The sequence below is a fragment of the Arthrobacter sp. ERGS1:01 genome, assembly GCF_001281315.1.
Lineage (GTDB): Bacteria > Actinomycetota > Actinomycetes > Actinomycetales > Micrococcaceae > Specibacter.
In genome coordinates this window covers 1,430,663-1,454,217 of the sequence record NZ_CP012479.1, presented here as the reverse complement: position 1 = coordinate 1,454,217, position 23,555 = coordinate 1,430,663, and the positions used below count along the sequence as shown (strand labels likewise).

Genomic DNA, 23,555 nt, shown 5'->3' with positions numbered 1-23,555 from the left:
TCCGTTATATTTCTGCGCAACGCGCTTCCTCCGGCTAGAATCGTGGGCGCACGCCATTGTGGTGCGCATCATCACTTGCGGAGGACCCCTTGCCCCCTATTCACGCGCGCCCGCGGACAGCCATCGCGGCCGCTTCCGTCGCCGTACTCGGAGCCGTAGCGCTCGCGGCGGCCCCCGTCATGGCGGCCACCCCGGACTCCGTCCCCACCACTCCCTATGTCCCCGTCACGCACACCGTGACCTTTGATCCGTCCAGCCCGGACCTGGCCACCGGTTGGACGGTGCCGGCGGACATCACCACGGCAACAGTCACCCTCTCGGGCGGCAACGGCGGCGCCAACCGCAGCGGCATCGACGGCATCCCCGGAGGGACGGGCGCCACGATCAAATTTGCACTGCCCGTGACGGCCGGCGAGAAGTTGACGACGGCGCCGGGCCTGGCTGGCGCGAACGCCGGCAACGTTGGGCCCGGGCTGGTGACCGCCACCATGGCGTCCGGCGGCAACGGCGGCTTCGGGCCATTCCGGCCAAACCCGCTCGGCACGATCTTCGGCCACGGCGGCGCCGGCGGTTCGGCAACCACTCTGTTCACCGCTCCTTCGGGCTCGGCCACCCCGGAGCTGATCGCCGTCGCAGGCGGTGGCGGCGGGGCCGGCGGCAATATCGGCGGCAGCTCCGTCTCGCAAGGCGGCATGGGCGGATCGGCCACCCTAGTTACCGCGAACGACGGCGACCCCGGCCCCAGCGGCGACGAGGGCTGCGGCCCGGCAGCCGGTGGAACCGGCGGCGGCGCGGCCGGGATGCCCGGATCAGCCGGCGAAGCCGTGGGCACCCCGGCGGCAACCACCCTTGGGGCAGGCGGCGGCGGTGGCGGAGGCTACCGCGGCGGCCTGGGCGGTGCGTCCGGAGACCATGCAGCGACCGGATGCAGCCAAGCGGGCGGCGGCGGCGGTGCCGGGACAAGCCTCGTCCCGGACGGTGTTTCGGCGAGCGACGCCCCCCGTCCCGCGGGGACGTCGAACGGCCAGGTCACGATTGAGTGGACCGATCCCACCCCCACGGCGACGCTCAGCGCGTCGTCGTCGGACCTGGCCGACGGCGAGCCGCTCACGTTGACGGCTGCGGCCACGCTGCTCCCTCCGCTCGACTCCCCCGAGGCGGTCTTCGCGGAGGGCAACACGGTCCTTGGCCTGGTTCCCCTGAAGGCAGACAGCTCGGCCACGCTGACGGTTCCGCATCTGGCCCCGGGCAGCCACGCCCTGCGGGTCTCGATCGTGGACGGCACCATTGAATACGCCGTCTCGACCGAAGTGGTTGTCACCGTCGAGGCCGCCCCGGTCGAAACCACCGCGGCCCCGTCCGGTTCGCCGACGGCAACCACCATGCCCTCCACGAGCGCACCCGTTGCGACCGCAACCACGTCGGTTCCCGCTTCGACGACCGTCGGCACGGCGCCGTCATCGGCCGCGGTCCCGGCAACCACTACCCAAAGCCCGGCCCCCGGCCTGGCCCAGACGGGTGCGACAAGTCCGTGGCTCATGGCAGGCTCGGCGGCCCTGCTCCTGCTGGCCGGCGGCATCCTGGTGTTCGCCCGCAGGGGTCGTCACCAGTCCTAACCCGGGGTCGGCGAACACCCTGGATAATCACCACTGGATAAATCACCACTACGCGGCTGGGGCCGGTCGGAATTCGTTCCGACCGGCCCCAGCCGCGTTTGTGGACCCGGTGGCCCGCACGTCGTTGCAGGGCAGCGGCGCTACTGCCGGTAGCCCTCCACTTCGCTGGCGGAGCGGAGGTGTGCCTCGTCGGGGTTTTCGCCGGCGTGGACCTTGGCCTGGCGCTGGCGCAGCAGGTCCCAGCATTGATCCAGCTGGACCTCGATGTCCTTCAGCTTTGCCGCACGTTCGGGCAGTTGGGCCTGGTCCGCCATGGCTCCGCGAAGCTCCTGCTCCGCCTTGACCAGTTCCTCGATTTTTTGGTGCACCTGGTAGTCGCTCATTAGGGTTCTCCCTGCCTGCTCGTCGGATTCCAACACGCTTTTGGCCTTCCACTGCGCTGCCAAGAACCACGTTAGTGCCGTTTCCACCCGGCGGCGAGGGGGATTCCGGGCGGGCCAAGCAGCCGGCACGGCTGCCCCGTGCGCAAGATGACGAAGCATGACGTCACAGCGCCGTTCCGGCCTTGCCCGCTAGGATGAAAACGGCAGCCGGCGGGCCGCGACGCAGCACCCGCCCCGACACCTTCGCAGGAAAGTTTGAGTCATGAATCCGTCACGCATGAACGTAGAGTCCTTCAACCTTGACCACCGCCTGGTCTCGGCACCGTATGTGCGGGTTGCCGACCGCAAGGAACTGCCGCACGGGGACGTCATTACCAAATACGATGTGCGGTTCACCCAGCCAAACGTTGCCCACCTGGACATGAAGGCCGTCCATTCCCTGGAGCACTTGTTTGCCGAGCACTCCCGGAACCACTCGGGCGCCGTGATCGACTTCTCCCCCATGGGCTGCCAGACCGGGTACTACCTCATCCTTCAGGGCGAACCTGACAATGCCGCCGTGCTCGATCTCATTGAAGCGACGCTCACGGACGTCCTGTCGGCCACGGAGGTGCCCGCCGCGAACGAGGTCCAGTGCGGTTGGGGCGAAAACCATTCCCTCAGCGCCGCCCAGGAAGCCGCGAAGGCGTTCCTGGCCCAGCGTGCCGTGTGGGACCAGGTGTTCGCATGAGCGCGGTCGACGTCATCGTCATTGCAGCAATGGAGGAGGAGGTTGCGCCCTTCCTGCAGCGCGCCACGGAGGTCAGCGAAGCCATCCAGGTTGGCAATGCCGTACACCGCACGGGTGTCATCAACGGCCACCACGCCCTCTTTGTCCAGGGCGGGATCGGCCTGGTCAACGCCGCCTCAGCAGCCACGTCGGCCCTGCTGCTCGCCAATAAGGACCACAGCGACGCTTTGCCGCCCCTGGTGATCAGCGCCGGGAGTGCGGGCGGCCTGGGCGACTCCGTCCGGGTGGGCGACGTCGTCATTGGCACGGACAACATCAACGCCGACGCCGACGCACGCGCCTTTGGCTACGAGCTGGGCCAGGTCCCGGGCATGCCGGCGTCCTACCCGGTGCCCGACAACCTGGTGGACGCCATTGCCCTTCATCCGGCAGCCCAGCGCCTCGTGGACACGGTGCACCACGGCCTGATCGTTTCGAGCTATTCGTTTGTGGGCCGGGAACGCGCGGTGGTCATCAAGGGCCAGTTTGACGAGGTGCTGGCCACCGACATGGAGTCATCGGCGATTGCACAGACCTGCCACGCCTACAAGGCTCCGTTCCTTGCCATCCGCGGCATCTCCGATTTGTGCGGGCCCGCCTCGGAGGCCGACTTCCTGACCCACGTCGACGACGCCGCCGAACGCTCGGCCGAGATTGCCACGGCCGTGATCGGCTCCTGGATTGCCGCAGGTGCGCCGCGGCCCCAGGCGGCGTCGGCCGCCTCGTAGTTTCCGGGGTGGTGCCGGCCGGGAGGCCGGACTAGGCTCGAAAGTGCAAGGCATTCGCTCCCGAAACGCAACTTCCCAACAACAATGGAGAGTACCGATGACAACGCTTCAAAACCGCCCCAACACCGCCCTGGTGGTTGTCGACGTCCAAAACGGCGTGGTGGACGGTGTCTTCAAGCGCGACGACGTGGTGCGGAACATCAATTCCCTGGTGGAAAAGGCCCGGAGCGCTGGCACCCTGGTGGTGTGGGTCCAGCATTCCGACGAGGACCTGCCCATCGGCAGCGAGGCGTGGGAGTACGTTCCCGAGCTGGTCCGGCAGGAGGCCGAGCCGCTCGTGGCGAAGGCTTACGGCGACTCCTTCGAGGGCACCGCGCTGGAGGATATCCTGGCCGGCAAGGGCGTGGGCAAGCTGGTGGTGGCCGGCGCCGAAACCGACGCCTGCGTCCGCTCCACCATCCACGGTGCGTTCACCCGCGGCTACGATGTCACACTGGTGGCCGATGCCCACACGGCCGGCGACAAGAGCGCCTGGGGCGCCCCGCCCGTGGAGGCGGTCATAGCCCACACCAACCTGTATTGGCAATACCAGGGCGCGCCGGGCCGGACGGCCGCCGTCACCCCGGCGGCGGACATCAGCTTCACGGACTAAGCCGCCGGTTCAGCCCCGCGTGACCACCCAAGAAGGGGACACGCGGCCTCTCGGGACGCATTTTTGCACGTTTCAAACGTATCGTGGAGTATTGATTCCAAGCACCCGTGCCCCGCGAGAGGAACGAACCATGGCCGAACACCACACTCCGGGCTCGGCCCGGCCCGTGAGCATCACGGAGGTGGCCCGGCGCGCCGGCGTCGCCGTGGGGACCGTGTCCAATGTCCTCAACCATCCCGAACGCGTGGCCCCGGCAAAGTTGGAGTTGGTGCTGAAAGTCATTCGGGAGCTCGGCTTCGTCCGCAATGACGCCGCACGGCAGTTGCGCGCGGGCCACAGCAGGACCATCGGCCAGATCGTGCTCGACGCCGGCAACCCCTTCTTCATGGATGTCGCCCGGGGCGCCGAGGATGAAGCCATGAAACGGGGGCACCTGGTGATCCTGGGCAACAGCGGTCACGACCCCGTCCGGGAAGCACGCTATATCGACTCGTTCGAGGAACAACGGGTCCTGGGCCTGCTGATCTCACCGGTCGATGCGATCCTTGACCGGCTCGACGCACTCCGGGACAGGGGTGTGGTGCCCATCCTCGTCGACAGGATGGAGGACCCCGAGAAGTACAGTTCGGTTGCCGTGGACGACGTTGCCGGAGGGTATTTGGCGGTACGCCACCTGATTGACCAGGGCCGCCGCCGCCTGACGTATGTCTGTGGTCCGGCCGGCATCCGGCAGGTGGGTGAGCGTTTGAAGGGCGCCCGGATGGCGGTCGCGGAGTCGCCGGGGGTTACCTTGCAGGTGCTCGAATGCAAAGCGCTGACCGTGATGCAGGGCCGGACGGCGGCCGAACACCTCGTTCAGCTCGGACGGGACCAGCTCCCCGACGGCATCTTCTGCGCCAATGACCTGTTGGCTTTGGGAGTCCTGCAGGCCCTCACGATGCTGCGCAGCATCCGGGTTCCCGAAGACGTTGCCCTGGTCGGCTACGACGACATCGACTTCGCCGCCTCCGCCGTCGTGCCGCTCACCTCGGTGCGGCAGCCGACGGAGCTCCTCGGCAGGACGGCGATCGAACTCCTGGGTGAGGAACTCGACTCCCCCGGCTCACACCGCCAGGTCATGTTCAGCCCCGAGCTCATCGTCCGTGGCAGTTCCGTGGCGCAAGTGGGGGCAGCCGCCACGGACGATGAAGTGCTCAGCTCGCTGTAACGCCCTGCCGGCACCTCAGTTGTCAGCCGGCAGGGGTGTAGTGCCGCAGCCGGGTCCCGGCACGCACAAGTTCGCGCAGGGCGGTCCGCCCCGGGGGCACGACTCCGGCAGCCCGGGCCTGGATGAGCACATTACCCAAGGCCGTGGCCTCCACGGGACCGGCCACCACGGGCAGTCCCGTGGCGTCAGCCGTCAGCTGGCACAGCAGTTCATTTTGCGAGCCGCCGCCCACGATGTGGATCACCTCCACCCTTTGACCCGAAAGCTCCTGGGCCTCCGCAACCGTCCGTGCATAAGCCGCAGCCAGGCTGTCGAGGATACAGCGCACGACGGCGGCCGGCCGGGCTTCCAGTTCCGCACCCTTGGCCCTTACCGCGGCCACGATGCGCTGGGGCATGTTCCCCGGGGCAATGAACTCATCGGAGTCAACGTCGATCAGCGGGCCACCGGCAGCTTCGGCTGCCGCTGCCGCCAAGAGCGCGGGCAAAGCGAGCCCGGGGGCGTCCTCGTCCCAGCTGCGCATCGACTCACTGAGCAGCCATAGCCCGCCGACGTTGCGCAGGTAACGGATGATGCCGTCCACGCCGCGTTCGTTGGTGAAGTTGGCCAGTCGGCTCGCCTTGCTGAGGATCGGCGCGTCGAGCTCCAGGCCCACCAGCGACCACGTCCCGGAGGAGATGTAGGCGAAGTTCGGGACATTGCCGGGAACGGCGAGGACGGCGGATGCGGTGTCGTGCGAACCGACCGCGACCACGGCGGTCCGCTCCGGAAGTCCGGTGCGTTCGGCAATGGCCGGCAGTACGGTGCCGATGGTTTCGCCGGGCTCGATCAGTGGCGCAAACACGTCCGGCGGCAGATCTAGTGCGGCGATGAGTTCGGTGGCCCACTCCCCCGCCGCCGCATCATAGAGGCCCGTCGTGGAGGCGTTTGTCGATTCGGTGCGCCGGACTCCGGTGAGCTTGTAGGCCAACAGGTCGGGGATCAACAACGCCTGCTTGCCGGTCAAGTCCGCCTCGGCGGCCAGCTGGTAGATCGTGTTGAACGGCAGGTGTTGCAGGCCGGTTACCGCGTAGAGCCGTTCCGGGCTGATGCGCCCGTGGACCCAGTCCACGGCCGCGGCCCCGCGGCCGTCCCGGTAGCTGAACGGCTGGCTGACGGGCCCGCCGTCGGAGTCGAGGAGCCCGTAGTCCACCGCCCAGGTGTCGATGCCGATGCTTTCGATGGTCGCGCCGGCGGCCGCTGCATGGCGTACCGCCGCCCCCAACCCGGCGACGACCTCGTCGAAGAGGCCCGAGAGGTCCCAATGGAGGGTTCCGCCGGGTCGTTCAATCACGCCGTTGGGGAAGCGATGCACCACGTCCAGCTCCACGGCCCGGCCGCCATTAGCATCAGTCGAGACCTTGCCGACCATGATCCGCCCGGAGGAGGCCCCAATGTCGACGGCCACGAACAAGGGAGCCGTCGGGGCTCCAGAATGTACTCCCGTCATCGCAGGAAGGCCGCGGCGACGCCGGCGTCGACCGGGATGTGCAGCCCGGTGGTGTGGGACAGCTCGGCGGAGGTCAGCACGGCCGCCGCGTTCGCCACGTTTTCGGGCAGTACTTCACGCTTGAGCAGGGTCCGCTGGGCGTAATACTCGCCCAGTTTTTCCTCGTCCACGCCGTAGACGGCGGCACGCTTGGCCCCCCACCCGCCGGCGAAAATGCCGGAGCCGCGCACCACGCCGTCGGGGTTGATGCCGTTCACCCGGACGCCGTATTCGCCCAATTCGGCGGCAAGCAGGCGCACCTGGTGGGCCTGGTCGGCCTTGGTGGCCGAGTAGGCGATGTTGTTGGGGCCGGCAAAGACGGAATTCTTGGAGGAGATGTAGATGATGTCCCCGCCCATATCCTGTTCTATCAGCACCTTCGCGGCGGCCTTGGAGACCAGGAAGGAGCCCTTGGCCATGACATTGTGCTGGAGGTCCCAGTCCTTCTCGGAGGTTTCCAGCAGCGGCTTGGAGATGGACAGCCCGGCGTTGTTGACCACCAGGTCCAGGCCGCCGAAGGCCAGCACCGCGGCGTCGACGGCGCCCTGCACGGCGGCCTCGTCGGTGACGTCGGCCCGAATGCCCACGGCAACATCGCTTCCGCCAAGTTCGGCAGCCACGGATTCGGCGGCCTCAAGGTTCAAATCCGCGATCACCACGCAGGCGCCCTCTTTTGCCAGCCGGGTCGCGATGGCCTTGCCAATGCCCGACGCCGCCCCGGTCACCAGGGCGATCCGGGTGGCGTGGGATTTCGGCCTGGGCAGCCGGGCCAGCTTGGCTTCCTCCAACGCCCAGTATTCGATCCGGAACTTTTCGGCTTCGTCAATGGGTGCGTAGCTGGAGAGCGCTTCGGCCCCGCGCATGACGTTGATGGCGTTGAGGTAGAACTCGCCGGCCACGCGTGCGGTCTGCTTGTTGGCACCGTAGGAGAACATGCCAACGCCGGGCACCAGCACGATGGCCGGGTCGGCGCCGCGCATGGCCGGTGAATCCGTGCCCGCGTGGCGGTCGTAGTAGGCCGCATAGGCCGTGCGGTACTCGCCGTGGAGTTCCTTGAGCCGCGCAATGGAATCAGCGATGGATGCGTCGGCGGGCAGGTCCAGGATGAGCGGGGTGACCTTGGTGCGCAGGAAGTGGTCGGGGCAGCTGGTGCCCAGGGCGCCCAGGCGCGGGTGTTCGGCAGATGCCAGGAAGTCCAGCACTGCGGGGTCGTCGCTGAAGTGTCCGACGGCGGCCTTGTCGGTGGAGGCCAGTCCGCGGATGGTGGGCGCCAGGGCGGCGGCTTTCGCCCGTCGTTGGGCCACCGGCAGCGCACCGTAGCCGGGCAGCGGTGCACCGAACGGTTCCGCCCGGCCGTTGGCGTTGATGAACGCCTCCGCGGTGTCGATGATCCAGCGCGAGTTCGCCTCGGCTTCCTCGCTGCATCCGCCCCAGGCGGTGATGCCGTGGCCGCCCAGGATCACCCCGATGGCATCCGGGTTGCCGGCCTTGATGGCGGCGATGTCCAGGCCCAGTTGGAAGCCGGGGCGGCGCCACGGCACCCAGGCCACCTTGGTGCCAAAAATCGTGGCCGTGAGCTCCTCGCCGTCGGCCGCCGTGGCGATGGCAATGCCGGAGTCGGGGTGCAGGTGGTCAACGTGGGCGGCGTCCACCAGGCCGTGCATGGCGGTGTCGATCGACGGCGCCGCGCCGCCCTTTCCATGCAGGCAGTAGTCGAAGGCCGCCACCATCTCGTCTTCGCGTTCCACACCGGGGTAGCTGTTGACGAGGGCGCGCAGCCGGTCCACGCGCAGCACGGCCAACCCGGATTCCGTGAGCGTGCCCAGGTCGCCGCCGGAACCCTTGACCCACAACAGTTCCACCGGTTCCCCCGTGACGGGGTCCGTGGCCATTCCCTTGGCGGAGGTGTTGCCCCCGGCATAGTTGGTGTTGCGCTTGTCCGCTCCAAGGCGGTTCGATCGGGAAAGCAGGGCTGCCACGGCTTCGGCGCCGCGGGCGGCGCCGGCGGGCGACGCCGTCGTGCTTGTCGTTTCGGTCATGGCGCTCATGCTCCCCATCCGGCCTGGGTTCCGCCCACGCGCTCTTCGTTGATTTGTTTCTGGTAACCACTGGCGGCATAGGCGGCCAGCGGATCTCCGGGCAGGCCGCGGGACTCGCGCCATTCGGCCAGGGCCGGGCGGACGTCCGTGTAGAAGGCGTCCGAGAAGATGCCATTGGCGCCCAACACGTCGCCGGCATCCTGCGCCTCTGCCAGGGCCACCCGGTCCACCAGCAGCGCCCGGGCCGTCATTTCCTGCACGTTGAGCACGGAGCGGATTTGCCCAGGGATCTTTTCCTCCAGGTTGTGGCACTGGTCCAGCATGAGTGCGACGCCGGATTCCGGTCCCAGCCCGCCACCGCGGATCACCTCGTACATGATGCGGAACAGCTGGTAGGGATCCGCGGCGCCCACGATCAGGTCGTCGTCGGCGTAGAAACGGGAATTGAAGTCGAAGGAGCCCAGCTTGCCCAGCCGCAGCAGTTGCGCCACGATGAACTCGATGTTGGTGCCCGGGGCGTGGTGGCCGGTGTCCAGGCAGACCAGCGCCTTCTCCCCCAAGGCCAGTGTGTGCGCGTAGGAGGTGCCCCAGTCCGGGACGTCCGTGTGGTAGAAAGCCGGCTCGAAGAACTTGTACTCCAACACCATCCGCTGCTGATCGCCCAGGCGGGCGTAAATCTCCTGCAGGGATTCGGCCAGCCGGTCCTGGCGGCCGCGAATATCGCCCTGGCCCGGATAGTTGGTGCCATCGGCCAGCCAAATCTTAAGGTCACGCGAGCCCGTGGCATCCATGACGTCGATGCACTCGAAGTGGTGGTCGATGGCCTGGCGGCGCACCGCAGCGTCCACATGGGTCAGGGAGCCGAACTTATAGACATCGTCTTGGAAGGTGTTGGAGTTGACGGTGCCCAGGCCCACACCCAGCTCGGCCGCATGTTGTCCAAGGGCGGCATAGTCGTCCACCTTGTCCCAGGGGATGTGCAGCGCCACGGTCGGGGCAAGACCGGTCAGCTCATGAACCTTTGCCGCATCGGCGATCTTTTCCTGCACCGTGCGGGGCGTGCCCGGGGTGCCAAACACCTTGAAGCGCGTGCCGGAATTCCCGTAGGCCCAGGATGGCACCTCAATGGCCAACTCATCCAAGCGCCCCAACCCTGCCGTTTTGTTTGTCATCGTTTTCGCTTCCGTTGGTACGGCCAATGCCGCTGATGGTCCCGGCAACTGTCGGAACGCCATTCTTGAATCGTTTCATCGAAAATGTAGCCCGCGCCACATCCCCCTGTCAAGACGTTGCTTCGCCCGCCAAAAGACGCTCAACTCCACCCCAGGTCCCGCGGTTGACTTTGTGACACGGATCATGTTTGCTTGATTTTGCAACGTTTCAACAAATTGATCTTCTCCCCCTACAATGAAGTCCCGGGGAACAGCCATAGGAGGCATCATGACCGATGTTAGTCGGCGCAATTTCAACAGGACGATCCTTTTCGGCGGACTCAGCGCCGTCATGCTGTCGGCCGCTGCCTGCTCGCCCAAGAACTCGCCGGCCGGCTCCGCCGGAGGGGCCGCCACCAGGACATTGACCCTCGCGGTGGATGCCGACTACATCGGATTTGATCCCGCAAAGCAGCAAAGCGGCGGCACCGTCGTGCAGATCTGGCAGTCCGTGTGGGACACCCTGTTGAAGTACAGCCCCGAAGGCGAGATTGTCCCGAACCTGGCGGAATCGTTCACCATGAACGAGGACAACACGGTCCTCACCATGAAGCTGCGCACGGGCGTGAAGTTCACGGACGGCACCGCCGTCGATGCCGCCGCGGCGAAGGCCTCCATCGAACACATGAAGACCGGCGGTGGTTCCGATGCCAGCCGTGTTGCGAAGCTGAAGGTTGACGCGCCGGATGCGACCACGCTGGTGCTCACCTCACCGCAACCCAACGGCCTGATGCCCACGTTCATGTGCCTGGCCCCCGGAATCGTGGCCAGCCCGGCGTCGTTGACTGCCTCCACCCGGGACCAAACACCCGTCGGATCCGGCCCCTACAAATTGGATGCGGCCAACACCACCACGGGCGCCACCTATTCATTCGTGCGGAATCCGGACTATTGGAACAAGGCGGCGTTCCCGTTCGAAAAGGTGGTGTTCAAGATCCTCCTGGACATCACCGCCCGCGTGAGCGCCCTGAAGTCCGGACAGGTCAACGCATCCCCGGCAACCTCGCAAACCTCCGCCGAGCTGAAGGGCTCCGGGTTGAACCTGCTGGAAAACAAGGTCAACTGGGCAGGGTTGTTCCTGGGCGACCGCAACGGAAAGACCATCCCCGCCCTGGGCCAGGTGAAGGTGCGCCAGGCCATGAACATGGTCTTTGACCGTGAGGGAATCATCAAGGCCCTGTTCCAGGGCAACGGCTCGGTGACCAACCAAATCTTCAACGACAAGAGCGAAGCCTACCTGCCCGACGTCGTCAACCAGTATCCCTTCGATGTCGCCAAGGCCAAGGCCCTCATGGCCGAGGCCGGCTTCGCGGGCGGCTTCGAGCTGACCATTCCCTCCCTCAACGGACTGGACTACGCCAACCCGATCATCACCCAGCAGCTTGGCCTGCTCAACATCCGGGTCACCGAGAAGAAGCTCTCGGGCGGTACGGCAATCCTTGAAATCCTCAGCGGCAAGTACCCTGTGTTCTTCTTTACCCTTGAATCCCGCACAGCCTTGTGGGACATCGTCCAGTCCATTGCGCCGGATTCCATCTGGAATATCACCAGGGACGTTGATCCGGCGCTGACGCCGCTGATCGACAAGGCCCAGACGCTCAAGGGCGCGGACGCCAAGGCCAACGCCCAGGCCATCAACAAGTTCCTTGTCGATAACGCATGGTTCGCCCCGTGGGCATTGCCCACGAACTTCTACGCCACGGACAAGACCACCACGGCCACTCCCGTGCTCGGCAGCGTCGTCCCGTACCTCTTCACCTTCGCCTCAAAGTAAGCCCTCCGGACCGGGCACTCCACCCGGTCCGGAACCGGTTTTGGCCCGCCTGTCCCGTCACCGGGCCGGGGAACCAATGACTTTCAGCTGTCGGGCAGGGCTCGACGCGCCAAAGGAACACACTCATGCTGCAGTTTCTGCTTAGAAAAATCTTCTCCGGCCTGGTACTGACCATCGTCGTGACGGCGGTGACCTTCATGCTCATCTTCAACAATGGCCCCGCCATCGCCCGCCAGGTCCTGGGGCAGAACGCCACCCCGGACCAGGTCGTGGCAAAGGTCCACGAATTGGGACTGGACCAACCTGTGTTGCTCCAGTACTTCAAATGGCTGGGCAACCTGGTCCAGGGCGATCTCGGCGTCAGCTACTTCACCAATGAGCCCATCACCAGCATGCTGTCCACCCGGATTCCCGTCACCTTGTCCCTGGTGTTGGTCTCCCTGTTCTTCACCATGTTGATCAGCGTCATCATCGGCGTTGCGGCCGCGGTGCGCGGCGGCTGGCTGGACCGGACCCTGCAGTTTGTCTCGGTTGCCGGTTCCGCCATACCCAACTTCGTCATTGCGATCGCGCTCGTTTTCCTGTTCGCCCTGACCATCCCGCTGTTCCCGGCCACCGGCTACGTGGCACCCGATTACGACACCGCAGGCTGGGCCATGTCCCTTGTCCTGCCCGTGACGGCGGTCCTCATTGGCGCCGTGGCCAACTCCGCCCAGCAATTCCGCGGCGCCATGATCGATGTGCTCAACCAGGACTACATCCGCACCCTGCGCACCCGCGGCATCTCGGAGCGGAACATCATTTTCCGGCACGCATTGCGCAACGCCGCCAGCCCGGGGCTGACCATCCTCTCCCTCCAGACCATCGCCCTGATGGGCGGCGTCATTGTGATCGAGCAGGTCTTCGCATTGCCAGGCATGGGCGTACTCATTGGCAGCGCCGCCCTCCAGGGCGACATCCCGGCCGTCATGGGGGACGTATTGTTCATCGTCATTGTTGTCGTCGTCGTCAATATCATCGTTGATTTGCTCAACGGCTGGGTCAACCCGAAAGCGCGGATCTCATGAGCGTCGAAAACCTCACCACCCCAACGGCCACGCCAACCATCGACGAGGCGGGCACTCACAAGAAGTCGGCGCTGCGCCTGATCCTGAAGAACCCCGTCGGCCTGGCCAGCGCCATCGTCCTGCTCGCCATCGTGTTGTTCGGAATAGCGGGACCGTTCCTGGCCCCGTTCAATCCGGGATTTACCGACCTCGCCCAGACCAATGCGCCGCCCTTTAGCGGCAGCTTCATCCTGGGCGGCGACGCCTCCGGCCGGGACATCCTCTCCCGCCTGATGTTCGCAACGGGCAGCACCCTGGTTGCCGCAACCGTCGTGCTCGTGGTGTCCCTGGTCCTGGGAGCCACCACCGGGCTGATCGCCGGATACTACAGCGGCTGGTTCGACGCCATATCCAGCTGGGTGGCCAATGTGATCCTGGCCCTGCCCGGCTTTGCCCTGTTGATCGCGCTCTATGCGGTGATCGGTCCCAACATCATGGTCGCCATGGCGGTCTTTGGCGTCCTGATCGCGCCCTCCTACTTCCGGCTGATCCGCTCCCTCGTGGTGAATGTCCGCAACGAGCTTTACGTGGACGCCGCCAAGGTGTCCGGCCTGTCGGACTTCCGCATCGTGTCCCGGCACGTGCTGCGGGCTGTTCGGGCCCCGATCATCATCCAAAGCTCCTTTGTCCTGGGTGCCGGAATCGGCATCCAGGCCGGCCTGGAGTTCCTGGGCCTGGGAGACCCCACCCAACCGTCCTGGGGCGGCATGCTCCGGGAAGCCTTCACCAACATCTATCTGGCCGGCATCAACGTGCTCTGGCCGGCCCTGCTGGTCACGGTCACCATCCTCGCTTTCGCGCTGCTGGGCAACGCGATCCGCGACGGCCTGCACGCGGCCGGATCCCGCAGCCATGTCCTGACCCCGCAGTCCCTCCGCCGGATCCGCGCCGACTATAAGACAGCGGCGGCTGCGCCACAGTCCGCGGGCCCCAAGGAGTCCGCAGGCCGTGACCAGGCACCCCATTTGTCCATCACCGACCTGGTTATCGGCTACCCCACCTCGACGGATTCGGTCACGGAAGTGGTCCGGGGCGTCAACATCGACGTCCAGCAGGGTGAAATCCACGGTCTGGTGGGCGAATCGGGTTCCGGCAAGTCCCAGACGGCGTTCTCGGTGCTCGGGATCCTGCCCAAGGAAGCGCTGGTGCTTCGCGGAGGCGTCTTCTACCAAGGGCGGAACCTGCTCTCCGATCCCCTGCTCCAGAAAAGCTTGCGGGGAAAGAAGATCGGCTACATCCCCCAGGAACCCATGTCGAACCTGGACCCCACCTTCACCATCGGCAAGCAACTGGTGTACGGGCTGCGGGCGGTCAAGGACATCAGCCGGCCACAGGCCAGGGAGGTCCTGCTGAAACTCCTGGAACGGGTGGGGATCAATGACCCGGAGCGGACGTTCAATTCCTACCCGCACCAGATTTCGGGTGGCATGGCGCAACGCGTCCTCATCGCCGGAGCCCTCGCGGGAGATCCGGATTTCATCATCGCCGACGAACCCACCACGGCCCTGGACGTCACGGTCCAGGCGGAGGTGCTGGAGTTGCTCCGGGAGCTGCAGCGGGAACGCCAAATCGGCATGATCCTGGTAACCCACAATCTGGGCGTGGTCGCGGATATCTGCGACCGGGTCAGCGTCATGCAGCAGGGGCGGATCGTGGAGAGCAACTCGGCAGCCGAGCTGTTCGCTGCGCCCCAGCATGAGTACACGCGGATGTTGCTGGGGGCCACCCTTGACGGCTCGCAGCTGCGGGCCCCGCTAACCGCCAACCAAGTCCAAGGAGCCTGAGCCATGTCGACAACCCCCGGTACTCCCCTGCTGCAAATCAACGAGCTGCATGTCAGCTTCCCCCGGCGCGGCTTCCGCAAGGAGCCCATCAAAGTCATCCGCGGCATCTCCCTGGACATCGCGCCGGGTGAAACCGTGGGGCTGGTGGGTGAATCGGGCTCCGGCAAGACCACGATCGGCCGGGCGATCCTGGGATTGGCGCCAGTCACCTCGGGCTCCATCACCTTCCAGGGGAAGGACCTGGGGCAAATGCCACCGAAGGAACGACGCCGGTCAGCCCGGGACATCCAGGTGGTCTTCCAGGACCCGTATTCCTCCCTCAACCCGGCCATGACCATCGAGGACATCCTCTCCGAGCCGATGCAGGGGGTGGGGCGGAAGGAAGGCCGCGAAAAGGTCCGCAGCCTCCTCGAGAGCGTAAACCTGCCGCCCAACGCGGGCCAGCGCCTGGCACGCGAATTCTCCGGCGGCCAACGCCAGCGCATCGCCATTGCCCGGGCGCTGGCCCTCTCGCCAAAACTCATCATCTGCGATGAACCGACCAGCGCCCTGGACCTATCAACCCAGGCCCGCGTGCTGGACTTGTTCCTGGAAATCCAGGAGCGCACCGGTGTCGCCTACCTCTTCATCACCCACGACCTGGCCGTGGTGCGGCGAATGAGCCACCGCATTGCCGTCCTCTTCCACGGCACCGTCGCGGAACTGGGCACGGCCCGGCAGATTACCGACCACCCCGAACACCCCTACACCCAGCGCCTGCTCATGGCAGCTCCCGTCGCCAACCCCGTCGAACAGGAGCGGCGGCGTGCCGAACGCCACCGCCTGTTGGAAACCCAGCGCCAACAGGTGGAACAAGGCGGCGGCAACCTTGACATGTGGGTAGCATGACGCCCCCTCAGACCCCCTCAAACACAAAGGACAAGGCCCTTCCCATGAACCAAACCCCGTGGTCCGCCACCATGATCGCCGCCGACGACGACTTTGCCGGCGCCCCGCTGCTGCGCAAGGATTTCAGCCTGCCGGAAGGCCACGGCGCCGTCACCTCGGCAACCCTGCGGGCCACCGCCTTCGGCATCTTCGACGTTCTCATCAATGGACAAGCCGTCACCGAGGAGGTCCTGAGCCCCGGCTGGAGTTCCTATGAGTGGCGCCTGCGTTACCGCAGCTACGACGTAACCGCCCTGCTGCAGGCGGAAAACACCGTGGGCGTCTCCCTGGGCAACGGGTGGTACCGGGGATTCCTGGGCTTCAACGGGGAAGCCGGTTCTACGGCGAGGAACTGGGCTTTTTCGGCCAACTTGACGTCGAATTCGCCGACGGATTCATCCACACCGTGGCATCGGACGCCACATGGCGATCCGGCCCGTCGGCAACCTTGGCGAACGATCTCTACAACGGGCAGACCATCGACGCCCGGCTGGCGGGCGACGCCTGGAGCCGGCCCGGATTCGACGGCGCAGGCTGGACCGGCACGCATGTCCTGGACTTCGACCAGGCCCGGCTGGCGGAGCCGGTCGCGCCGCCCGTCACCCGCACGGAAGTCCTCAAAGCCGTCAAGGTGTTCTCTTCCCCCGCCGGGAAGACCCTTGTCGATTTCGGGCAGAACCTGGTCGGCTGGCTCCGGATCACCGTCCAGGGACCGGCCGGGACCACCATCACCGTCAGGCATGCCGAAGTGCTCGAGGACGGCGAACTGGGCACCCGTCCGCTGCGCACCGCCGAAGCAACGGACCGCTTCATCCTTTCCGGCGGGCTCGATGTGTTCGAACCGACCAAGACGTTCCACGGCTTCCGTTATGCGGAGGTGGACGGCTGGCCCGTCGAGCTGACCGCGGGACTTGCTGCCGAGGCCCTTGAAGCAGTGGTGGTCCACACCCAACTCGAGCGGATCGGCCATTTCGAGACCTCCAGCGAGCTCGTCAACCAACTGCACCGCAACGTGGTGTGGGGGTTGCGCGGAAACTTCCTGGACGTGCCCACCGACTGCCCCCAGCGCAACGAGCGCCTGGGCTGGACCGGCGACCTCGCCGTCTTCTCCCCCACCGCGGCATTCCTGTACGACGTGAAGGACTTCCTGCAGGACTGGCTGCTCGACCTGGCCGCGGAGCAAAAGGCCCAAGATGGCCTGGTTCCCTTCGTGATCCCCGACATCCTCAAATATGAAACGTTCCCGGAGCACTTCCCCGTCCCCGAATCCACCGCGCTGTGGAGCGAGGCCGCGGTATGGGTGCCGTGGGCCCTCTGGGAGGCGTACGGGGATGCCTCCGTCCTGCACCGGCAATTCGATTCCATGGCGGCGCACACCCGCAGGGTGGAGGGGCTGCTCTCGGAAACCGGCCTGTGGGACACCGGATTCCAGTTCGGCGACTGGCTCGATCCGGACGCCCCGCCGGAGAACCCCGCGGCGGCCAAGGCCGACAAGGGCGTTGTTGCCACGGCGTGCCTGGTCCGCACGGCGAACCTGACCGCCCGGGCCGCGGCCATCGTGGGGCGGCCCGCCGACGCCGAGCATTTCCAGGCCCTCGCCAACCGGGTGAAGCGCGCCTTCAACGCCCACTACGTGGATGACGCCGGAATCATCCTCAGCGACAGCCCCACGGTGTACGCGCTGGCCATCTCCTTCGATGTCCTGGACAGCCCCGAAAGAATCGAGGCCGCCGGGGACCGGCTCTCCCAGCTGGTGCGCGCCAACGGCTATCGGGTGTCCACCGGATTCGCCGGCACCCCGTACATCACCGGCGCCTTGTCGGACACCGGCCACATCGAGGACGCCTACTGCCTGCTGCTGGAGGAGGAATGCCCGTCCTGGCTCTACCCCGTGAAAATGGGCGCCACCACCGTCTGGGAACGCTGGGACTCCATGCTCCCCGACGGCACCATCAACCCCGGCGAGATGACCAGCTTCAACCACTACGCCCTCGGCGCGGTCGCCGATTGGCTGCACAAGGTGGTGGGTGGCCTGAGCCCGCTCGAACCCGGCTATGCCAAGGTCCGAATTGCACCCCGCCCGGGGCCGGGCCTGACCTCTGCCAAGGTTTCCTTGCAGTCCCCGCACGGCGTCGTCGCAGTGGCATGGCAGCTCGATGAGCAGGGGTTCCTCCAGGTCCAGGCGACGGTCCCGCCCGGGGTCACGGCCGAGGTCGAGCTGCCGGGCACGGACGCCGTCACGGTTTTGTCCGGCACGCATTCCTTTGCCGCGCCCCTCGCCCAGGTGGACCCGGTCTAAACCCCCACCCGCCCGGGTCGGCGTCGTGGCGTAGTCACCCGTGCCGTTTCCGGACAATCCTCAGCACCAGCCAGGCCACCGCCGTCAGCCCCAATCCGATGGCGGTGGCCAGCAGGAAATGTGCCAGGTCGGGGCCGCCCAGGACGGTGAACGCCGCATAGCTGAGCGCCAATGGCGCCAGCAGGACGGTGAGGAACTGGATGGTCTCATTGGTCCGTTCCTGCGCCGCCCGGGTCAGATCCTGCACCTTGGTCAGGGCCTCCTGGTGAAGGCTCGACGACAGCCGCGCGGCGTCGGCCGCGTTGACGGCCAGCGAGGCCACCTGATCGGCCAGCCGCAGCTCGTCCTGGCAGGAGTTGAGGATGAAGTCCCCCGGGCTGGTGCGTTTCCCGGTCAGGTAGGACCACCAGATTCGACGCCGGAAGTCGAGCACGGCGCCCTCAAGCTCACGCAGCTTGACCACGTCCGTCAATTCCGGCGTGGGAACCAGGGCCGCCAGCTCGGTGGCGCGCAGCGCCTGCAGCCGGGACAGGAGCACCGCATCCAGATAGACCGAATGAAAATAGGCGCGCAGGCTTTCGGTGAAATCATCGCTCGCCGCCAGCACCGAAATCCCGTCCCGCATCACCAGCACGGTCCAGGACGTCGACATCTGCCGGACCCGCAACGAGGCCCGGCGATCCACCGAGACGCTTTCGGGCCTCACGGGCCGGGACGCGATCGCCAGGTACATCCAATCCACGGCCTGGAACCGGGCATCCCGGGCCGCGTCCCGTTCAAGGAGCAGGGTGCACAGACCCAGCCTGGTGCCACGGTCCGGCGGTTCCCAGCCGGTGGGGAGAACAGAGGGAAGCCAACGCTGCAGCGCCTCGTTGCGTGCACCGCCGTCGTGCTGGCCGGCCGTGGCCGCCGGGTCCCAGTAGCTTAGTTCCCGCAGCCTTTCCAAGGGCGCCACCAATGAATTGCTTGGACCGTCACAGCGTGGAAACGTCAGGTGGAGGGCCAGCACGGCGCAGCCCGGACCATTCTCCGGTTGGGTGGTGGTTCGCGGCAGCGACAGGAACTCCAGGGCCACCAGCGTCAGTCCACCCAGGTCAAGTGCCTTGGGCAGCAGGTGGTGCATGCGTCTTGCCGCCGTACCGTCCGGGGCCCCGCCACCTGCCTCGGCGGACGGATAGAGCACGGCCCCCGGCCCCGGGCTGACCAGTTCACGCCGGTCGTTTTCGTTGGTGACCAACTCCGCCCACTGCTGAAGTCCCTCCGAATGCCCGGGCAGCACGACGCACAGCACGCCGGGCGTCCACTCAATCGTGGGAAACGAGGATTCTTGTGCATGGTTGAGCGGCATGACCAGCACGGCGCTTGAAGTATCGGGCGGATCCCAGGCGTCCTCGGCGGTGGCGGCCTGATGCCTGCCCCTGTGTACGTTCATCCGAACCCACCGCCTGGAATGGAAAATGTCCCGTCACCGCTTGGGAACAATGATATTCCCTGGCGGGCAGGCCGGACCGTCAGCTGCCGGCGTCCCCACTAACTTGGGCCTCGTTGAACTCGATGAGGCGTGATTGCATCTCCCAATAGGGCGTGGCGGCCGGAAGCTGCCCGTTGTCGCGCAGGGCGGTCGCGACGTTGACGGCCGCGTCCACCGCGGCGCGGTACGGCAGGGATCCCGAACTGACCCGCCGGACCCCCAGCTCGCCCAACCGGGCAACCGTCAGCGTGGGATGCGCCAGCACGTTGACCGGCAGCGCAATCGCGGCGGTGATGCGTTCGATGTCCTCCGAGGCGGCGAGGCCGGGAACGAAGATCCCGTCGGCTCCGGCGTCGGCGTACCGGCGGGCCCGGAGCAGGACGGCCTCGACGGTGGCCTCCTGGGCAAACCACAGGTTGTCGACCCGGGCGTTGACGAACATATCCGGGCAGCGGTCCTTGACCGCCGCTACCTTGGCTGCAAACGCCGCGGGGTCCACCAGGCGGGAGTCGGCGCTGTCCTCCAGGTTGACCCCGGCGACGCCGAGCTCCGCCAGCCCGGCCACGAAATCCGAGACCTCCCGGGGGTCATCGGAGTACCCGTTTTCAATGTCCGCGGTGACATGGACGGGCAGGGCGCGCAGCGCCGCCACGAGCGCGAGGGTTGCGGACTGGGTGGAGTGGCCGCCGTCGGGCCGGCCGGCGCTGGCGGCCACCCCGAAGCTCGTGGTTCCCACCGCGGGGAAGCCGGCGTGTGCGAAAGCCAGGGCGGATCCGGCATCCCAGGCGTTCGGCAGCACCAGGGGTCCAGCACAGTGGTGGAGTTCGCGAAAAGTGTTCATTGCAGCTCACATCCCTTGTTCTCACCCCAACCGTACGGGCTCCGCCGAGGGAACGTAACCCCGGCGCCGGCTACGACCCGGAGTCCGGGCGCAGTGCGGCGAACCCGGCGGCAATGCGTTTGACCCCCTCCACGATGGCTTCCTCGCTGGCGGCGTAGGAAAGCCGGAGATGGAACTCGCCGGCTGCGCCAAACTCCCCGCCCGGCCGGACGGCGACGCCGTGGTCCCGCAGGTGGGCCACCATCTGCTCCGAGGTCAGGGCCGAGTCGTAACGCGGAAAGACGTAGAAGGCGCCCTCCGGCGTACCAACGCTCAATCCTGCAATCCCCGACAGCCCGTCCACCATGAGCCGGCGACGTCGCGCATAGGCTTCGTGCATGCGGGCGATGTCGGGAGCGCACGTTTGCAACGCCGTGAGGGCGGCCAGCTGGTTGGCGGTGTTGACCGAACCGTTGAATGTGCCGTGCACCCGGGCCGTGGCGGCAATGACCTCAGCCGGTCCCCAAAGATAGCCCACCCGCCAACCCGTCATGGCATAGCTCTTGGAAAAGGTCTGGCAATAGATGGTGCGCCCCTGCAGTTCCGGGACTTCCAGGGCCGAGGTAAACGGCTCAGCCGTGTAGACTAGGTCGCCATAGGCCTCATCGGACAGGACCAGCGTGTCGGTGCCCTCGAGGATCCGGCCCAGGGCTTCCAGCTCCGCGCGGCTGTGGACGATCCCGGTGGGATTGGACGGGTTGCAGAACACGAAGAGCTTCGCGTCAACCAACGCCGAGGACAACGCCCCAAGGTCCCAATGCAGGTCCGCCGCCAGGGGTACGGGCACGAGCACTCCCCCCGCCATGCTGACCAGGTCGGCATAGAGGGAATAGGTGGGGTCCGGAACCACCACGCGGTCCCCGGGATTGACGACGGCGAGAATCACCGCCGCGAGCCCGGCCGTGCCGCCGTGGGTCACCAGGACGTCCTCGCTTGATACGTCCTCGGCCGTGAGAAGTTGCAGCTTCTCCGCCAGGGCCTGCCGCAGCGCCTTCTCGCCGATCGTCGGAGAGTAGTGGGTGTGCCCGGCCCGCAATGCCTCGGCAGCTGCGGCAACAACCTGTGCGGGCGTGTCGAAGTTCGGCTCCCCCATGGCGAGTGAGACCAGGTCGGCGGTGGACTGGGGCTGTTGCACGCGCCGCGAGGTGCGCTGCACCCGCTGGACGGCATCGGCCGGGCGAAAGGACGGTTGGACTGGTGCTGGAAAGCGGGTCATCTGGATCCTGACTTAGATGGTGCGTGGAGGTGGCGTGTCAGTCTTCGGCGGGGGCTGCCGGAAGCACGGATTGCGGGGCCCCGGCCCAGCGGCTGATGTCGAGGTCGCCCGAAACGTCGCGCTGGAAGGTGGGGGCGATGGTCAGTTCCTGGACGACGGTGCGCTGCGGCATGGTTGCCACGAGGTGCACGGCACGCCCGATGTCCTCGGGCTGGACCATGTTGGCCCGCTCGTCCTCCCTCGGGGGCCTGGCCCGGTTGTCCATGATGGGGGTGCTGGTCTCGCCCGGAAGGATCGTGATGGCCCTGAGGCCGTCGTTGCGGAAGGTGTTGTGCAGGTAGGTCATGAAGTTGCGGACACCAGCCTTGGCGGCACCATAGGCAGCCCCACCCAGCAGGTTTGGATTGACGGCCGCGAGTGAGGAGATCGTGATGATCGTGCCGGTGTGGCGCTCAAGCATGGACGGCAGGACGGCCTGGGTCAGCAGGTAGACGGCATTCAAGTTCACGTCAATGACCTGTTGCCACTCTTCCTGGCTGATCCAGCGGACGTTCAGGACCTTGCTGGCGCTCCCGGCGTTGTTGACCAGGATGTCGACTGGTCCGAGCGTGCCGGCCACCCAGGAAATGAGTTCCTCAACGTCGGTTTTGGCTTCGATGTGGGCTGCCCGTGCGAACGCATTGCCACCGGCCTGGTTGATCTCGAGGGCTGCAGCCTCGAGAATCTCCAGGCGGCGGCCCACCAGCACCACCGTGGCACCCTCGCCGGCGAGCTGCGCCGCGCTCGCCCGCCCTATTCCGGACCCGGCACCCGTCACGATGGCTACTTTGCCGTCTAAAGCTCCCATAATGGTCCTGCTTTCCAGATTTGATGTGACACACGATACTAATATGAGAATACTTTCTCACCTTATCGCGAGGCCGTCAATAGTCCCACCCCGCCGCCGGCGCCGACCTACTCCCCCTTGCCGCATTGCTTCCGAAGGCGCACACTTGAGGAGATAAATGCGAAAGTCATCTCATTTGATACTCAAAACCCACTTGAAAGAGGAAGCGCAATGACTACCGACAATATCCGCGTCACGTCAGAATGGAACCGCCCCGCCCCCGAACTGCTGGCGGCATTCCGGGACTGCTCCGTCGCCAACCTCGGCGACGCCATGGATCGCCTGGGCATCGTCGACGGCGGGATTACGCCAATCTGGGCCGGCGCCCGGGCCGTCGGCGCAGCCCTCCCCGTACTCACCGTCGCCGGGGACAATATGGCAGTCATCGACTCACTCGACCACATCCGCCCCGGAGACATAGTGGTCATCAACGCCTTCGGCTACAACGGACGCGCCATCATGGGTGACAACCTCGCACAACGGTTCGATTTCCACGGAGCCGTTGGCGCCGTCATCGACGGTTACGTCCGGGATCGCGCCATCATAGAGGAACTGCGCTTCCCGGTCTTTGCCCGGGGCCTGACGCCGGCCGGACCGTTCAAGCACGGCCCGGGCACCATTGGCGCAGCCGTGGCCATCGGCGGAATCGTCATCAATGCCGGTGACATCGTCGCCGCCGACGACGACGGCGTCATCGCCATTCCCCTGCACCGCGCCACCGAAGTCCTGGCGGAAGTGGCGAAGATTGTTGAGCTCGAGGCAAGCAAGGATGCCGAAGTCGAAGCCATGCGGCACCAATTGGCCTAGCCCCACCCCGTCCGCGACACCGAGGCCCGGCAGCGCCACCCACCCTGATGGTTGGCACTGCCGGGCTTCCCCTTGCCCGCCGCCCAAAATCGAGTTAACACAGAGTTAACAAACCTTTGCGGGAAAGCCCTTGACGGAAATTATGAAACGAGACACAATTCTCATATGTGATTGGAATCTCACCATTCACCTTCGCAGCGAATCAGAGCCGGCACGTGCGGCCCCAGAACGTGGGGACGAATGAGGAAGGCTCGATCCAACCGCACAGCTTG

The 23,555-nt window shown here is 66.3% G+C and carries 19 protein-coding genes and 1 pseudogene; 12 read left to right on the top strand and 8 right to left on the bottom strand.

Going from position 1 to position 23,555, the window contains the following annotated elements:
- Positions 1 to 89: 89 nt before the first annotated feature.
- A complete protein-coding gene (locus tag AL755_RS10375) occupies positions 90 to 1,616 on the top strand; it encodes an LPXTG cell wall anchor domain-containing protein (protein WP_150117090.1) in 1,527 nt (508 codons plus the stop codon).
- 140 nt (positions 1,617 to 1,756) lie between these two features.
- On the opposite strand, the gene AL755_RS10370 is transcribed toward AL755_RS10375, so the two are convergent.
- A complete protein-coding gene (locus tag AL755_RS10370; protein ID WP_054010939.1) occupies positions 1,757 to 1,999 on the bottom strand; it encodes a DUF2630 family protein in 243 nt (80 codons plus the stop codon).
- A 262-nt stretch (positions 2,000 to 2,261) separates the two neighbouring features.
- Here AL755_RS10370 and AL755_RS10365 point away from each other — a divergent pair, with 262 nt between their 5' ends.
- From AL755_RS10365 to AL755_RS10350, 4 genes are all read left to right on the top strand, one after another.
- Positions 2,262 to 2,729, top strand: a complete 468-nt coding sequence (locus AL755_RS10365; RefSeq protein ID WP_202813556.1) for an S-ribosylhomocysteine lyase — start codon at positions 2,262 to 2,264, stop codon at positions 2,727 to 2,729.
- On the top strand, positions 2,726 to 3,496 hold the full coding sequence (gene mtnN, locus AL755_RS10360) for a 5'-methylthioadenosine/S-adenosylhomocysteine nucleosidase (protein ID WP_054010937.1): 771 nt from the start codon (positions 2,726 to 2,728) through the stop codon (positions 3,494 to 3,496). The genes AL755_RS10365 and mtnN overlap by 4 nt, the downstream gene beginning before the upstream one ends.
- A gap of 97 nt (positions 3,497 to 3,593) precedes the next feature.
- Positions 3,594 to 4,148: an isochorismatase family protein gene (locus AL755_RS10355; protein WP_054010936.1), complete on the top strand. Its 555-nt coding sequence runs from the start codon at positions 3,594 to 3,596 to the stop codon at positions 4,146 to 4,148.
- Positions 4,149 to 4,278: 130 nt separating this feature from the next.
- Positions 4,279 to 5,355, top strand: a complete 1,077-nt coding sequence (locus AL755_RS10350) for a LacI family DNA-binding transcriptional regulator (RefSeq protein ID WP_054010935.1) — start codon at positions 4,279 to 4,281, stop codon at positions 5,353 to 5,355.
- A gap of 22 nt (positions 5,356 to 5,377) precedes the next feature.
- On the opposite strand, the gene AL755_RS10345 is transcribed toward AL755_RS10350, so the two are convergent.
- From AL755_RS10345 to rhaI, 3 genes are read right to left on the bottom strand one after another with little or no spacing between them, the layout of a single operon-like run.
- Positions 5,378 to 6,844, bottom strand: a complete 1,467-nt coding sequence (locus tag AL755_RS10345) for a rhamnulokinase (protein WP_054010934.1) — start codon at positions 6,842 to 6,844, stop codon at positions 5,378 to 5,380.
- Positions 6,841 to 8,922 carry a bifunctional rhamnulose-1-phosphate aldolase/short-chain dehydrogenase gene (locus AL755_RS10340; protein WP_082369104.1) on the bottom strand — a complete coding sequence of 694 codons (2,082 nt, stop codon included), beginning with the start codon at positions 8,920 to 8,922 and terminating at the stop codon, positions 6,841 to 6,843. The genes AL755_RS10345 and AL755_RS10340 overlap by 4 nt, the downstream gene beginning before the upstream one ends.
- Positions 8,923 to 8,927: 5 nt before the next feature.
- Positions 8,928 to 10,094, bottom strand: coding sequence for an L-rhamnose isomerase (gene rhaI, locus AL755_RS10335; protein ID WP_054010933.1), 1,167 nt, complete (start codon positions 10,092 to 10,094; stop codon positions 8,928 to 8,930).
- Between the two features lie 268 nt (positions 10,095 to 10,362).
- Here rhaI and AL755_RS10330 point away from each other — a divergent pair, with 268 nt between their 5' ends.
- From AL755_RS10330 to AL755_RS24575, 6 genes and pseudogenes are all read left to right on the top strand, one after another.
- Entirely contained in the window at positions 10,363 to 11,907 is a 1,545-nt protein-coding gene (locus AL755_RS10330) for an ABC transporter substrate-binding protein (RefSeq protein WP_054010932.1), read from the top strand.
- Between the two features lie 125 nt (positions 11,908 to 12,032).
- Positions 12,033 to 12,974 carry an ABC transporter permease gene (locus tag AL755_RS10325; RefSeq protein WP_054010931.1) on the top strand — a complete coding sequence of 314 codons (942 nt, stop codon included), beginning with the start codon at positions 12,033 to 12,035 and terminating at the stop codon, positions 12,972 to 12,974.
- Positions 12,971 to 14,797 (top strand): dipeptide/oligopeptide/nickel ABC transporter permease/ATP-binding protein, encoded by a 1,827-nt coding sequence (locus tag AL755_RS10320; RefSeq protein ID WP_054010930.1) that lies wholly within the window; start codon positions 12,971 to 12,973, stop codon positions 14,795 to 14,797. Before AL755_RS10325 ends, AL755_RS10320 begins: the two co-directional genes overlap by 4 nt.
- Before the next feature lie 3 nt (positions 14,798 to 14,800).
- Positions 14,801 to 15,685, top strand: a complete 885-nt coding sequence (locus AL755_RS10315; RefSeq protein WP_054010929.1) for an ABC transporter ATP-binding protein — start codon at positions 14,801 to 14,803, stop codon at positions 15,683 to 15,685.
- Positions 15,682 to 17,690: pseudogene (locus AL755_RS10310) on the top strand (family 78 glycoside hydrolase catalytic domain); the annotation flags it as partial. The gene AL755_RS10315 and the pseudogene AL755_RS10310, both read left to right, overlap by 4 nt.
- Positions 17,691 to 18,023, top strand: coding sequence for an alpha-L-rhamnosidase C-terminal domain-containing protein (locus tag AL755_RS24575; protein ID WP_445290511.1), 333 nt, complete (start codon positions 17,691 to 17,693; stop codon positions 18,021 to 18,023).
- A gap of 34 nt (positions 18,024 to 18,057) precedes the next feature.
- Here AL755_RS24575 and AL755_RS10305 read toward each other — a convergent pair whose 3' ends face one another.
- The 4 genes from AL755_RS10305 to AL755_RS10290 form a co-directional block, all read right to left on the bottom strand.
- On the bottom strand, positions 18,058 to 19,455 hold the full coding sequence (locus tag AL755_RS10305) for a hypothetical protein (RefSeq protein WP_054010928.1): 1,398 nt from the start codon (positions 19,453 to 19,455) through the stop codon (positions 18,058 to 18,060).
- Between the two features lie 79 nt (positions 19,456 to 19,534).
- Positions 19,535 to 20,335, bottom strand: coding sequence for an isocitrate lyase/PEP mutase family protein (locus AL755_RS10300; protein WP_054010927.1), 801 nt, complete (start codon positions 20,333 to 20,335; stop codon positions 19,535 to 19,537).
- A gap of 70 nt (positions 20,336 to 20,405) precedes the next feature.
- Complete coding sequence (locus tag AL755_RS10295; RefSeq protein ID WP_054010926.1) at positions 20,406 to 21,590, bottom strand: pyridoxal phosphate-dependent aminotransferase; 1,185 nt, start codon at positions 21,588 to 21,590, stop codon at positions 20,406 to 20,408.
- Between the two features lie 37 nt (positions 21,591 to 21,627).
- Positions 21,628 to 22,437, bottom strand: a complete 810-nt coding sequence (locus AL755_RS10290; protein ID WP_054010925.1) for an SDR family oxidoreductase — start codon at positions 22,435 to 22,437, stop codon at positions 21,628 to 21,630.
- Positions 22,438 to 22,647: 210 nt separating this feature from the next.
- On the opposite strand from AL755_RS10290, the gene AL755_RS10285 reads away from it, so the two are divergent.
- Positions 22,648 to 23,283: an RraA family protein gene (locus tag AL755_RS10285; protein ID WP_054010924.1), complete on the top strand. Its 636-nt coding sequence runs from the start codon at positions 22,648 to 22,650 to the stop codon at positions 23,281 to 23,283.
- Positions 23,284 to 23,555: the final 272 nt, after the last annotated feature.

Coding starts and splice junctions, on each gene's coding strand:
- AL755_RS10370 (WP_054010939.1), bottom strand. CDS start 1,999: ATGAGCGACTACCAGGTGCACCAAAAAATCGAGGAACTGGTCAAGGCG.
- AL755_RS10365 (WP_202813556.1), top strand. CDS start 2,262: ATGAATCCGTCACGCATGAACGTAGAGTCCTTCAACCTTGACCACCGC.
- mtnN (WP_054010937.1), top strand. CDS start 2,726: ATGAGCGCGGTCGACGTCATCGTCATTGCAGCAATGGAGGAGGAGGTT.
- AL755_RS10355 (WP_054010936.1), top strand. CDS start 3,594: ATGACAACGCTTCAAAACCGCCCCAACACCGCCCTGGTGGTTGTCGAC.
- AL755_RS10350 (WP_054010935.1), top strand. CDS start 4,279: ATGGCCGAACACCACACTCCGGGCTCGGCCCGGCCCGTGAGCATCACG.
- AL755_RS10345 (WP_054010934.1), bottom strand. CDS start 6,844: ATGACGGGAGTACATTCTGGAGCCCCGACGGCTCCCTTGTTCGTGGCC.
- AL755_RS10340 (WP_082369104.1), bottom strand. CDS start 8,922: ATGACCGAAACGACAAGCACGACGGCGTCGCCCGCCGGCGCCGCCCGC.
- rhaI (WP_054010933.1), bottom strand. CDS start 10,094: ATGACAAACAAAACGGCAGGGTTGGGGCGCTTGGATGAGTTGGCCATT.
- AL755_RS10330 (WP_054010932.1), top strand. CDS start 10,363: ATGACCGATGTTAGTCGGCGCAATTTCAACAGGACGATCCTTTTCGGC.
- AL755_RS10325 (WP_054010931.1), top strand. CDS start 12,033: ATGCTGCAGTTTCTGCTTAGAAAAATCTTCTCCGGCCTGGTACTGACC.
- AL755_RS10320 (WP_054010930.1), top strand. CDS start 12,971: ATGAGCGTCGAAAACCTCACCACCCCAACGGCCACGCCAACCATCGAC.
- AL755_RS10315 (WP_054010929.1), top strand. CDS start 14,801: ATGTCGACAACCCCCGGTACTCCCCTGCTGCAAATCAACGAGCTGCAT.
- AL755_RS24575 (WP_445290511.1), top strand. CDS start 17,691: ATGACCAGCTTCAACCACTACGCCCTCGGCGCGGTCGCCGATTGGCTG.
- AL755_RS10305 (WP_054010928.1), bottom strand. CDS start 19,455: ATGAACGTACACAGGGGCAGGCATCAGGCCGCCACCGCCGAGGACGCC.
- AL755_RS10300 (WP_054010927.1), bottom strand. CDS start 20,335: ATGAACACTTTTCGCGAACTCCACCACTGTGCTGGACCCCTGGTGCTG.
- AL755_RS10295 (WP_054010926.1), bottom strand. CDS start 21,590: ATGACCCGCTTTCCAGCACCAGTCCAACCGTCCTTTCGCCCGGCCGAT.
- AL755_RS10290 (WP_054010925.1), bottom strand. CDS start 22,437: ATGGGAGCTTTAGACGGCAAAGTAGCCATCGTGACGGGTGCCGGGTCC.
- AL755_RS10285 (WP_054010924.1), top strand. CDS start 22,648: ATGACTACCGACAATATCCGCGTCACGTCAGAATGGAACCGCCCCGCC.